Origin of the sequence: Bartonella sp. HY038 (assembly GCF_014117425.1) — a bacterium.
Taxonomy (GTDB): domain Bacteria; phylum Pseudomonadota; class Alphaproteobacteria; order Rhizobiales; family Rhizobiaceae; genus HY038.
Genome location: NZ_CP059725.1, coordinates 2854005 through 2867139 on the forward strand (window position 1 = coordinate 2854005; position 13135 = coordinate 2867139).

11 protein-coding genes are annotated in these 13135 nt (G+C 40.4%); 2 read left to right on the forward strand and 9 right to left on the reverse strand.

Features of this window, described 5'->3' with window-relative positions:
* Positions 1 to 257: 257 nt before the first annotated feature.
* From H3299_RS12350 to H3299_RS12390, 9 genes are all read right to left on the reverse strand, one after another.
* The gene (locus H3299_RS12350) at positions 258 to 1295 is read right to left on the reverse strand and encodes an alpha/beta hydrolase (protein WP_182417947.1); all 1038 of its coding nucleotides are present in this window, start codon (positions 1293 to 1295) and stop codon (positions 258 to 260) included.
* A gap of 210 nt (positions 1296 to 1505) precedes the next feature.
* Positions 1506 to 2411 carry a hypothetical protein gene (locus H3299_RS12355; RefSeq protein ID WP_182417948.1) on the reverse strand — a complete coding sequence of 302 codons (906 nt, stop codon included), beginning with the start codon at positions 2409 to 2411 and terminating at the stop codon, positions 1506 to 1508.
* 78 nt (positions 2412 to 2489) lie between these two features.
* Positions 2490 to 4532 carry a phage portal protein gene (locus H3299_RS12360; protein ID WP_182417949.1) on the reverse strand — a complete coding sequence of 681 codons (2043 nt, stop codon included), beginning with the start codon at positions 4530 to 4532 and terminating at the stop codon, positions 2490 to 2492.
* Between the two features lie 58 nt (positions 4533 to 4590).
* Positions 4591 to 5943, reverse strand: coding sequence for a PBSX family phage terminase large subunit (locus H3299_RS12365; protein WP_182417950.1), 1353 nt, complete (start codon positions 5941 to 5943; stop codon positions 4591 to 4593).
* Positions 5944 to 5960: 17 nt separating this feature from the next.
* Positions 5961 to 6278 (reverse strand): hypothetical protein, encoded by a 318-nt coding sequence (locus H3299_RS12370; protein WP_182417951.1) that lies wholly within the window; start codon positions 6276 to 6278, stop codon positions 5961 to 5963.
* A 28-nt stretch (positions 6279 to 6306) separates the two neighbouring features.
* On the reverse strand, positions 6307 to 7674 hold the full coding sequence (locus tag H3299_RS12375; RefSeq protein ID WP_182417952.1) for a hypothetical protein: 1368 nt from the start codon (positions 7672 to 7674) through the stop codon (positions 6307 to 6309).
* 70 nt (positions 7675 to 7744) lie between these two features.
* On the reverse strand, positions 7745 to 8242 hold the full coding sequence (locus H3299_RS12380) for a hypothetical protein (RefSeq protein ID WP_182417953.1): 498 nt from the start codon (positions 8240 to 8242) through the stop codon (positions 7745 to 7747).
* 110 nt (positions 8243 to 8352) lie between these two features.
* On the reverse strand, positions 8353 to 8865 hold the full coding sequence (locus tag H3299_RS12385; protein WP_182417954.1) for a hypothetical protein: 513 nt from the start codon (positions 8863 to 8865) through the stop codon (positions 8353 to 8355).
* Positions 8866 to 9221: 356 nt separating this feature from the next.
* A complete protein-coding gene (locus H3299_RS12390; protein WP_182417955.1) occupies positions 9222 to 10214 on the reverse strand; it encodes an aldo/keto reductase in 993 nt (330 codons plus the stop codon).
* A gap of 605 nt (positions 10215 to 10819) precedes the next feature.
* Here H3299_RS12390 and H3299_RS12395 point away from each other — a divergent pair.
* Positions 10820 to 12238 (forward strand): FAD-binding oxidoreductase, encoded by a 1419-nt coding sequence (locus H3299_RS12395; protein ID WP_182417956.1) that lies wholly within the window; start codon positions 10820 to 10822, stop codon positions 12236 to 12238.
* Positions 12239 to 12496: 258 nt separating this feature from the next.
* Positions 12497 to 12820 carry a hypothetical protein gene (locus tag H3299_RS12400; RefSeq protein WP_182417957.1) on the forward strand — a complete coding sequence of 108 codons (324 nt, stop codon included), beginning with the start codon at positions 12497 to 12499 and terminating at the stop codon, positions 12818 to 12820.
* The last annotated feature ends 315 nt before the right edge of the window (positions 12821 to 13135 follow it).

The window sequence follows — 13135 nt, forward strand, 5'->3', positions numbered from 1 at the left end:
CAAAACTGCCTTTTAAACTTTTAAATTTTGATAGGTGATTGCTTAACGCAGCAATAAGCGCAGCTTTAATCAAGCTTTATAAAGTCCTGCTTTTGCAAGCATAAGATCACAAAAACAAATTGCAAAAATACGTCTTTTGCGAAACGAAAGCCTTTAATAAACAAATCTCACGGCTATCTTAGATTTGCAAAGAAAAAATGCACTGGCTTTCACCAGCGCATTTTTTCTTTAATCGGATATAAAGCTTATAGTTCAACTTATTTTTGCAGATGCTTATCAAAAAACCGGCTGACATCTCCAAAATGCTCGGTCATTTCAGGCATTGGCCCAAATAAGAATTGCACATGTGAAAGTCCCTCAAAAACAACTAAGTCCGTTTCAACTCCAGCTTCAATCAATTTGCGATGCACACGCACCGTATTGCTTAAAAACAAATCCCTAGTGCCGCTAGTCAATAAAGTTGGTGGAAAATCATGATAATCCCCATAAACAGGCGATAATTGCGGGTCTTTCATATCATGGCCATTAGCATAAATTTCAGCTGCCCCCTTAAGCCAGCCATCATAGCGCACAAGCACATTATCAACCCCTTCATTAACAAAATAACTATCACCTGTCTTAGTTAAATCAGACCACGGGGTAGCAGGTGCAATTGCTGCAGGCAACACAATGTGTTCAGATTTGGCACGCAAAATAAGCGCCAAAGTCATACCACCACCCGTTGATGATCCAAAAACACCAATTTTCTTTGGATCATGCTGTTTAACCAAAGCACTATAAACCGCAAAAGCATCATCCATTGCGGCAGGATAAGGATAATCAGGAGCCATACGATAATCCACTGAAATCACTTTATAACCACCAAGCCCTGCCAATTCTATCGCTTCAAAAGCGCCAATTTCACCGGGATTAAGCACATATCCACCACCGTGAAAATGTAAAATAATGCGGTTTTTATTTTCAGGTTTTATAACCTTTGGCGTCACAATAAAAACAGGAACATTAGCAATTTGAGACTTTTCTACCTCAACACCAAAGGCCTTTTTGAATACTGGCATAGCTTCTTGGAGCTGCTTGGCATTTTCAGCCACCCATTGCCGCCACTCATCCGCTGTTTTTGGTGTTTCAAGCATTAGTGGTGATGGCGACACACCGATCAAAACCTTTGCTTGATCACTTACAGTCGATGGAACTGGCAATATTCGTTCTGGAACTTTACGTTCTTCACCTACTGCATAATTGGTTAAACTTACAAGACTTATTGCGAGAAATGCAAAAATACTTTTTTTATTCATAAAATATCTCCATTAAATAGCAACTTACCACTAAGAAAAATAGTAATATAGTCTAAGAAATGGATTTTTTAGAAAATTGCAACATAAAATTTAAAATTAAATCAATAACTTATATTAGAATAATTCATAAATTAGTTATCAAAACATGCCTATAAAACTTAATCAAATTTTACAGACATGTTTTCATCAACGATGCCAAAAAACTAAATATCAGCCACCAAACATTTTGCGGAAATTATCGCGATTATTATCATACCATTTGGCAAACTCCGCTTCTGAAAGTCCGGCAAGCGTTTCTAGCAACATTGGATCACCGGCATCGCGGCCATTGGTTGCTGCAAGAGTTCGCGCGGCATTTTGCGCTTCACCCAAAGCCTTGAAACGCGCACCATTTTGTCCCCCATAGCCATAGCCTTTGGCCACTTCATATAAGGCTTTGGCTGGATTTTCACCTTGCTTTAAGCTTGCAGCAACAATATCGCGCAGTTCATTGCGCATTTGGTTTGTTCTAAAACCAGCATCATTAAACCGTCCATCAATACCAGCTAATGCTTTTAATTGATTATCCCGCGCTTGCCCTAAAAAATTCAAAGCTGTATCTAAATCACCAATCTCGCTGCGTGATTGGCTAAGCGCATTACTCCATTGTCCCCATAAAGCATTTTCGGTTTCAACTTGTTGTCGTGCATCATTTTCGCGTTGTTTTTCAGCTGCCATATCCTCACGCAACCGCTTAATTTCATTAGCTTGCCAACGGGTAAAACCAATAAAATCCTTTTCTGGATCAGGCGGAACATCACTCTCATTATTGAGTGATTTTTTTTGCGATGTTGTATCTAATAAAGACTTTAGTAATTCTGCCTCTTCACGTAATTCACTTAACAAAGCCCTCGTCTTTTTATGCTCCTCCCGCTCGGCATGCAAAGCTGCATGAGGCACCGTTTTTTGCATATTAGGTTCTTTGGAAGTCTTGTCATTCAGCGCACTATTATCCAACTCCCCCACATCTATTGCGCTTTCATCTCGCTCCCCACTTTCATTTACTAATCCGGTGGCGCCACGGCTTTCAAAATAGGCCTGTTCAACATCATTTAAAACTACATCTGCTTCTTGCATTTTGACATCCTTATTCATTGCAGCAAAGGGCTGCATGTCATCAAAGAGGAATTTTCAATTAAAAGTTGACGCTGCTATTTAAGAATTGGCGCGTTGGTTATTTACTCGCTGACGAGCAATAGCATTTCTTTCCTGCGCAACAGCAAGGCTCTGCGCGTCACTTGCCGCTTTTAAAGCAAGATCACGCGCTTTTGCTTCTGCTTCCAATTGCTTCATGTAAAGATCAATGCTTTTTGCCTCAACTTCAAGGCGTTGTTTGGCAGTTTTCCCAGCAATATCGGCTTGCAAACCTTGCAATTTTATATCTGCTTCAGAAGAAGCCGTATTTTGCTCTGGCATTGCCTCTTTTTGTGCTGCCGACAAACGTTGCCAACGGTCAATTAGCGACGCTGGCAGCGGCGAATAGCGCAATATTTCCATACCAATTTCTGGCGTAATATAGTCGCGTAAAATCGGCAACATTTGCTGAATAATTGCAAAGGTGCGTTCTTTTTCATTAGGGCTAGTCGGCGCATCATCAACAATAATATCATAACTCCTATTGGCAATGGTGTCGCGCGTTAACGGCACATATTGGCTTTTATCTTCACCAATAATACGCACAAGCCGCCCATCCGATAGGTAATTTTGCAAAAGATAAAGAACAATGGTTCCTTGGCGTTTGCGGTAGCGGCGCAGCGAATTAAACAAAGACGCCAAAAGGTTTAAAGATGATTGGCGTCTTTGTGCTTCCAAAACCCCCGGTTGGTTCACTTCTCGCGTACCAATAAATTCTGGCGACAAGCCAGTCACCTGCGTCAAAGCTTCTTTGCTTTCATTAAACAAAGTAAAAAAGCCGGATGGAAATTGTGCCACTGGCTTTGGTTGGATACGCGCAGCATTACCAGATAAAGCCCCATTGCGCATCCAGGTCACTTGGTCGGCACGCGCCAAACTATCCTCCGCTTGACGGTCATCCTCAAATGCACCGCGCTCAGCCATAATACCGCCCTTGGCTTGACTGTTTAGCAAATACATCACTTGGCTAAAAAATTTATTTGACCAGCGTTGCGGATCCTTTGCCGGACGGACAACCCCATAAAACTGCCGCTTCATACGATCATAATAGCCGGTAATACATTCCCAGCCAAACATGCCTTTAGGTGCCAAAGGGCTATCCGGCGGAGCCAGTAAAGTGCGCCCTAAAAATGCGCGTTTTACAACTTTGCGGCTTTGTTTAATAAAGGGAAAGTCCTTAAATCGCTTTAAAATTTCATTTAGTTCCAATTGGCTATATTCACGCGGGTTCCCCGTTAATAAATCGGGGCCACGATAAAAATTCTCACGCTCAACATAGCGGCACTCCACCAAAGTGCACATTTTACGGCCCCTATCATCTTTTGAAAATCCATAATCATTATTGTCATTATAAGCAGAACCAGCTTGATGAATATGCGCGCCTTGTGGATCATGGGCCAAAGTCTTAGCCCAGTCAGCATGAAGAAGCTCACTATCAATATTAGGAAACATCGCTTTAACATCTTCAAGCGGCTTTTCATCAACATACCAAAGCCGCCGCGCATCACCCAAATTTGCTTTCACAGCACCGCAATCCCAAACCATTTTTAAAGGATCCAAACGCTGAACTAATGGATCACCATCGGGATTATTTTCAAAATCAAGCCGCGTATCCGTCCACCCCATGCCACAAATTACTGTATCGGCAAAAGCATCAGAATCTTCGTCTTCCGCGCCCGATTGATCGCGGAACCACTCACCAGCACCAGTTAATAATTCATTAGCAATACTATCACCAATTTCGCGCGGGATATAACGCACTTGCCGGCGATTATTAATTTCCGAGCCAATCACGGCATTAACCAGTGGTGCAACGCGGTTAAACGTCATTACAGGTCGGCGCTGTTCACGCAAAACCGCCATATCTTCAGCCGCCCATTGCTCACCATTATAAAAAGCATAATCTTCACGGGCATGAACACGCCATGCAGCACAATGGGCAATGTCTTCTTGAAACCAGCCAATGAGTTTTTGAGTTAATGCTTCATTGCCAAGCTCTTTGTCAGTATCTTTAGACGCAGCAATATCATGCACGCTAAAGTCAGCATGTTCATTTCTATCCATCTTATAATCCTTGAAAATATTTATCGCAGCGCCAAAAAAATAAATTGGCTCAACTCTTTTAGCCGGCCATCCATGATGATGAATTATATCGACCATTTTGATAGCGTTGGCTTAACTGTTTGTCATTTGGCGCTTCATAAGCCACGCACATTAAGCCAAAAGCATCAGCGCCATGGCTTGACCAATCATGCTCTGGCCCAAGACCAATTTGGCGGTTATCATCACGCTTTTCATGATACCAGCCAAGAGCATCAATCCCCGCTTTAGTTGTTTCTTCATGAAACCAAATAGCATTAAATAAACGCCGCACTGCTTCAATACGCAATCGCGCCGCCCCTACCCCTTGATTGGGAACAATATCAACAAAAAAGCCTGCGTCACGCAGGCTACCGGCAAAACTAACATCATGTACTCGATCACGGGTCACCCCATCATGGGGCAAAACCATCTGCGCATCACCGTAAGAGTTTTGCCGCAGCCAATCAATATGGGCAGAAAGTGGCTGACCTTGCGCTTCATAATAATTTAAAACCCTAATTTCACGCCCAATAAATTGCGCTATCCAAATGGCCGTTGCATCCGCACGCGCGCCCGTACCGCCAATATCCCAAAAAGCTTTAACACTCATTAAAGGATCGCGCGCGACATGGCCAATGCGCCCTTCTTCACGAGCTGTCAACAAAGATTTAGCAAAATAAGCGCCTTCCGCCGCCCCAATAAAATCACCCTCCCAAATATGGGCATATTGCTCTGGTCGCTTTTGCTTGTCTTCCAAGCGTTCCAAATTTAAAACTTCAGGAAACCACGGATTGTCGCGCCAATTCAATTCAACAATTTTTGCGCCGCTTGGAGGATGTTCACGAAAACGGCAATGGGTTGCACTTGTTTTTCGTTCAGGGTTCCAAGTCACCCATATTTCAGAACTTTCTTCGCGCACACTAGGAATAGCTTTACTCCAAGCTCTTTCGGATAATTTTTCTGCTTCATCCACCCATAAAAGATGGATCCGCGCCTTAGATTTTATCGAATCTAGATGATGTTTTAACCCAACAAAAGCAAAAGAAATCCGACCATCTTTGGTTCTAATATATTTTTCACCCACATCATAATGACGTGCAAGCCAATCCAGCGATAAAATAGCCGCTTTTACTTCAGCAAAAGACGATTCTTCCAAGGAATTCATATATTCACGACCAATAATGATAAGCCCTTCCTCACCAGCACAAGAAAGTTGATAACCTTTCACTGCCGCCATTTTTGCAAAAGACCTTGTCTTGCCAGAACCACGCCCACCATATGCGCCGCGATAACGCGCATTACCTGCAAAAACCGCAACAAGCTTTTGCGGCAACTCAATTTGCGCAATAGATTTTTGATTTTTGGGTGACTTTACCCTTTTTGGTTGTATCATATTACCTCAACATGTCATCACACCTTATCTTCACTTATATCCAACGTGCCAATAGCGTTTTGGACAACGTCTTCAAGTTGCGGTGCAATAATTTCAATATGGGTTATTTTAGCGCCCTTGCTTAATTTATCCTCAGCAAGTACCTTGCCAAGCAAAGTCAAAAAAGGACTAGGCGTTGCAATCGCTTGAGCTTCTAAATAAGAAACAAGCCCCTTATCGCCAAATTGTTTGCCAGCAGCTTCTGCCGCGCTCAAAACTGCTTTGCAAAGTTTTTCACGCTCAATATTATTGCCATGCGTATTGGCACGGCGGCGCGGCGCACTCCGTTTTACCATAAATCACCTTTTTATAAGAAATTTGCAGTTAAACTTTTTTCAAATAATTGCGCAGTTGCGCAAGCACCCCAAAGCGCTCAAGCCCTATCATCATCACCCAACATAAGATGATTACACAAAGATAGGACAACATCGGCCAAGCAATATTATCGATGAAAAAGCCAAATGATAAAATAAATGGACGCATCGGCAATAAAGAGCCAAGCAAACAGGCAATAATCGCCCAGCCCAAAAATACACTAAATTTCAGACGTCCAGTCATAAAAACCGAAATTGCTAACAAACCGCCAAAAATACAACCAGCTTGTACATAGGCAATCCAAATATTGCGCCATAAATAGCCAATTGGTGGATAACCAATAAAAATAGCGAGCAAAGATTGATTGGTAAAATGCAAAATAATCGGCGCAACAAGCGTCATCACAGCAAATATAAAACTAGCGGCGATAACCGACCCTAAAATGCTTTGCCCTTCATAAAGCGCGATATTTCGGCCTAAACCGTCACCTTGCCTCTTACCGATAATGCCAAGCAAATAGAAAACCACTAAACTTAATATGCCAGTCAAAAATGCAAGCCATATAAAGACCCAAATATAAAAACTGCTTAAATCACCTCTTACCTCACTTGGCAAAGCAATTAAGCGCAGCAATAAAAGAACAGCACAAACCACCCACGGCAAAACCAATATTGCCAAAGGGGTAAGTCGGCCAAAACGCCGCATAAGGCTGGCAATAGCAAAGGCTAGCAACGCCGCTATTAAATAAGCAGTCGTTTCAACTTGCACCTGTTTAATCGGGCCAGAAGCAATGGCAGCAATTGCGCTACCAAAGGCAAGCTTTACAGTGATCAATAAATATAAAACTGGCGTAGAAATACCATAGGTTAAAGCTGCCCAAAAAGCAGCGATAAGATTGGGGCGCTCATCAATTTGATAGCGATCATAAAACCCAGAAAGCACCAAAAGCCAATAATAAAGCGCGCCGCTAGCAGCAAAAGCAACCAACCAACCAAAATTAAATTCGCCGCCAAAGCCTGTATCATTCATCCATTGCGGCCAAAAATACTGCAAAACTGCCGTTATTATCATAATAATAAAGGCGCAGATAAAACTGGTTAAAATTGCAAATAAAAGACTTATGCTCCCCCATGTGCCACTGCGAAAAGCTAAAACCAAACCAATAAACAAAGCGGTTAGTAAACTTTTAGGATAAGGTATTAAAGTCAATGCTAAAATTTGCGAAAAAGATAGCTCAAAACCAGAAAAAACACCCGTGATATTTAAATAAATAAAAGCCCATAGCGGCGGCATAAAAACAAGACAACCGGCGAATATAAACAAGGCCTGCACCAATCGCGCATACCAAAATGTTGCATCTTTTGAAAACTCCGCCACGTCAATTGCATCCTTAAAGCCAATTTCGCTAACTCAAACATCTCGCCTTCTATAAACAGGGCAAGGTTTTTTAACTTTTTATATCATCAGCAGGACGCGCCAATTTTAACTTGCGCGCAAGCGACCAACAAATAAAGCCAGCAACAATGCCTTGCACAACCGCAATTAATAAAAGCATAGGGATAAAAGCAGTATGATTTACAAGCACAACAATGACTTGGGTAATTAGCTCAATAACAACGCCTGTAACCACCAAAGAGGTGATTGCAGTTCCAAGGCTCAAAGCCCTACCCTGCGCTGCTCCATAAGCACACCAAAGACCTGCAAAAACAGCCTGTGCCATAAAGAGTGAATAAGAACTCATCAATCGAGGGACAAAATTCTGTTTAAAAACATTCGTAATTTCAATCAGTAGGTCTGAACCACCAATCCAAGCATGATCAAAAAACACCAATACCAACATTTGTAAGGGTGGCGATATAACCAAATAAATAGACAAAACCAAAATACCACGCCAAGGATGGCTAAAAACCTCGTTAGGATTTGAATTATTTGTCATATTACTCATTAAACCACACCTGATAATCGCTCACATAATCAATCATAGCTTACATAAAATTATCTGCTCGCTACTTATATGTTATTAATCATCAATAGCACAAAAAAATAGCTTTTTCTTTAATAAGCCGATTTATTCTTTTTCAAAATTATGAATTGATCAATTTTTAATAGGCGTATAATTAGCCAACAAATGGAAGCTGCAAATATCGCTTGTAACAAGGTGACAAATAATAACAAACCATCAAAAGCCATATCCCGAAAGTAAAATGTTATAATTTCAATCAAAAATTCTGTCGTAAGCTCCAATACACTCAAAGCTATAACTGCTTGCCGCCATGAAAGAGCCTGTCCTCTAGCAACGAAAAATGCACAATAAAGCCCAGCTAAAACTGCTTGCGCAACAAAAAATGAATAGGAAATTTTTACATTTGGTAAAAAATAAATATTAAAAACATCAACCATTTCAACGAGCAATTTGGTACCACTACCCCACTCATATTGACAATACGCAAATAGAAGTAATTCCATTGGCGGTGCAACTATCAAAAAGATAAGCACGACAACAATACCGCGCCATGGATGACCAAAAAACACATCCTCATCAGCATTTTGGCTGATTTTATTTACCACTATATTTTATCCAATTCATTGATTATAAGAATAACAATATTCTTGACCCTTTGATAAACCACTTAAAGTCAACACTATAGTTTATCAATTTTTATAATGGTTTTTATCCGTATATTACAACCAACGCAACTAAGTAGTTTTTACCATATTGATAAAACCAATATTAATCATACTAAAAACGCACATTTTATTTTCGATCAATACGCTTTAAATTAATTAACTTTTCAAAAATGACCATGAAATTAAAGCCCTAGGTCAATTGGTTCAAATACAGCTTTACACAGAAAGTCAAAGGTCTCAATAATGGAAGTTATACTTATAGAATATCCGCTGTATAACTTCCAAAAAATCAGTATTTAAAATACACTTAAAACCGGATGCGGCTTATAAGCTTGTTCAAGAAACTCAATTTCATCATCATTAAGGGTAATATCAAGGGCTTTTACCGCTTCATCAATATGATGGGGTGATGTTGTTCCGATAATTGGTGAAGTGATAAACGGTTTGCTTAACATCCAAGCAAGGCTAAGCTGCGCCATGGAAATGCCGCGCTTTTTTGTCAAGGTCTCAACATTATCAACAATCACCTTATCCAAGTTTTCACTATTACCCCAAACCATCGGCGATACATTATCAATCTTTGAACGATCGGTTGCGGTTTGCCACGGACGGGTTAATCGGCCACCCGCTAAAGGACTCCACGGGATCATCGCCACTTTGCGATCAACACAAAGCGGGATCATTTCCCGTTCTTCCTCGCGATGAATTAGCGAATAGTGATTTTGCATGGAAATAAATTTGGTCCAATTATTCTTTTCAGCAATATTTTGCAATCGCTCAAATTCCCAAGCATGCATGGAAGATGCACCAAGATAGCGAACTTTGCCACTTTTTACTACGTCATGCAATGCTTCCATGGTTTCTTCATAAGGGGTGGAATGATCTAAGCGATGAATTTGATAGACATCAAGATAATCCAATTGTAACCGCTTTAAACTATGATCAATCTCGGTCATAATATTTTTGCGTGATAGGCCACCACCATTAGGACGGTTAGGGCGCATCGGAAAATTAACCTTCGATGCCACAACAATCTCATCACGATTAAGATTAAATGCCTTAATATACTGGCCAGTAATCTCTTCACTGCTTCCCATTTGGTAAACATTGGCGGTGTCAAAAAAATTAATACCAAGTTCAATTGCCTTTTTAAACGTCTCTTTACCCGCGTCAAAATCTTTAGCCCACGGAAATAGTCCGTTTTGTTCGCCCGGTTGGCCAAAACTCATCATACCAAGACAAATTTTTGATACATCTAAGCCGGTGGCTCCAAATTTTACATATTTCATAACAGCTCCTAATTAGCGGCAATGATGCAGCGCAATGATCTGCCCATTTTAAGAATTATTCACAAATTGCAGTAACATCAAATTGCATCAAATTTGATTTCACCCATCAATAACCGTTAAATAATTTATTGAGAATGCTATAAAAAGTAATTAGAGTTATTAGTAGAACTAATTAATAAGTAAAAATTTATCCATTAGCCACCAAACTTTGTTCGCTTAACGCAGCTCATTAAACATAGGCAGCGATTAATCACTAATCTCTATTGAACGCTCTCATGAGATCGCTTTTCACATTTTCGCATGAAGCTCACAATAATGTAATCACCTAATTGGTGTTGTATTGGTGACATATCATGACAAACCAAGTATAGTTTTCCAATATCGGGAAAATGCGGCACTAAAATTGGGCATAAATTCTTTCCCAAAACAGGGAAGATAAATGGGATTTTCTAGTCTCAAGCCTTATAATTTCCATCGCATTACAACCCTATTTGCAAGCATGCATTTCAACAAAACATAGCATAAATTATTTCTAATATATTGTTTTTGGCCAATTTTAATTCGTGCCAATAAATTAGAAATAACTTCAATAAAGAGGTTTGAATATGAATATTAGTAGACGAAAACTAATTTTGGGCGGTGCAGCTATTTGTGCTGTTGGTGTCGGTGTTGGCGTTCTCACCCCCATGCTACAGCGCGAAGGCAGATTGGTTCCCGGAAAGCCACGGGTTGGTTTTGTTGACGGCTCAACAGGACCTCTTCCGCAAAGCGCTGATGCCGTTATTATCGGTGGCGGCATATTAGGATTGATGACCGCCATCAATCTTACTGAAAAAGGTTTAGCGGTTGTTGTCGTTGAAAAGGGCAATATTGCCGGCGAGCAATCATCGCGCTTTTATGGGCAGCTCATCACTTATAAAATGGAAGGCGCAACATTCATGCTCCACCATTTAGGTAAAAAACATTGGCGCGACATGAATGCAAAACTTGGCGCTGATACAAGCTACCGAACACAAGGGCGTGTTGAAGTTCCATTTAATGAAGAAGATTTGGAAAATGTCAAAAAATGGATAGCGCAAGCCAAGGAAGAAGCCGGTACAGAAATTCCACTTCAAACCCGTATTATCGAAGGTAGTGAATTAAACGACCGTCTAAAAGGCGCCACTTCCGATTGGAAAATTGCTGGTTTTGAAGAAGATTCAGGAAGCCTCGACCCTGAAATTACAACATTTAAAGTGGCAGAATATGCCAAAAAAATCGGGGTAAAAATTTACACTCAATGCGCAGCTCGCGGAATTGAAAAACAAGCAGGCGCGGTATCGGAAGTAGTAACCGAAAATGGCTCAATCAAAACATCACGTGTTGTCCTTTGCGGTGGTGCATGGTCTCGTCTCTTCATGCAAAATCTCGGTGTCGATCTAGAAACTCTACCAGCCTATCAATCACAACAATTAATTACCGGCGGCAAGGGACTTCCTGGCGCAAATGTTGCATTACCGGGAAATATATTCTTCCGCGAACAGGCCGACGGCACTTATGCAACCTCACCGCGCATTGAAGTTATTCCCATCGTCAAAGATTCATTTGGCTATGGTTATAAATATCTTCCGCTCCTTTCTGCACCTGACGCTGCCATTCACATCTCAATCAATAAACAATTGCTTGATTCCTTCACTCAAAAAACCAGTTGGAAATTGGACGAAAAATCGCCATTTGAAAGCAATCGTGATATGGTCGCCGTCCCAGACATCAAAGACTTGGATGCGTCATTAATTTCCCTTAAAAAAGAGTTTCCAGCCTTTAATGATTCAAAAATTATCGATCGCTGGAGCGGCGCTATGGCAGTTGCCCCCGATGAATCGCCAATCATTTCTTTGGTCAATGAATGTCCAGGTCTCGTTGTCAATACAGCAACAAGCTGGGGCATGACAGAAAGCCCAGTATCTGCATCAATTGCCGCGGACCTATTATTGGGCGCAACACCAGTGATTGATCCAAAAGCCTTTAGCATGTATCGTTTTTAAAATAGTAATCAATTAAGGTATCCTAAACATATCTACGGCACATTTACAAAAATCTATTCAGAAATGTAAATGTGCGGTAGATAATTTCCTTTTGGCATTTTATACCTTAGCACCATCTCAAAACATCATTACCACCGCTGCAAGTTTTGCAAAGTGGCCTGAAATTTTTGGCAAATGCAAGTATAAAGCTCAAGCTACCCTTTTTAAATATCATCTGCATCATTTCAAAATTGGAATATAACAAAATTGGAACGTAAAATGAGTAACCATCAAGCAAATGATCTTATTTTTGGCTTTTCTATTTCCAACACACATCTATATCCAGGCTGCCAACTAAAACAGCAAGACGAACTGCCAGACCGCGGCACACTCCCAACCCCGATTAGCGTTGAATTTAGTGACGGCACTATTGTTGTTGCTCATATTCACCAAAATGCACAAGATTTGGATAATGAAAACCAACTTATCTTAACAATGCCCGCCTATAAAACAGCAGCCAAAACCAATATCAATGCTAAAAATTGGCTTATTTCCAAGAAAAGCAAAACCGACTGGAATACAGTTAAATTATTAGCTGAATGATATAAACCAAGCCAATTAAAATCTATTCCAATATGTCATTCAACCAATCATCACATAAATCATGAATCAAGCAGCTGATTTGCCATTGCTTGGTCGTTGGATACAATTTTGCATTTTGAAGATATATGTCATATATTCACCTTTTGTTCTCATTGCAAGAAAAAAATGCAAATCACTGTTAAAAAAATCAAAAACATACAAATAAACCTAACAATACGCAAACAATATATTGATTTTAAATATTATTTTTTAAAAATTAGAGTTGGAAAAGCAAAAATATAATTGGTCATTCCAATCTATTTTCTGTCATTTAAT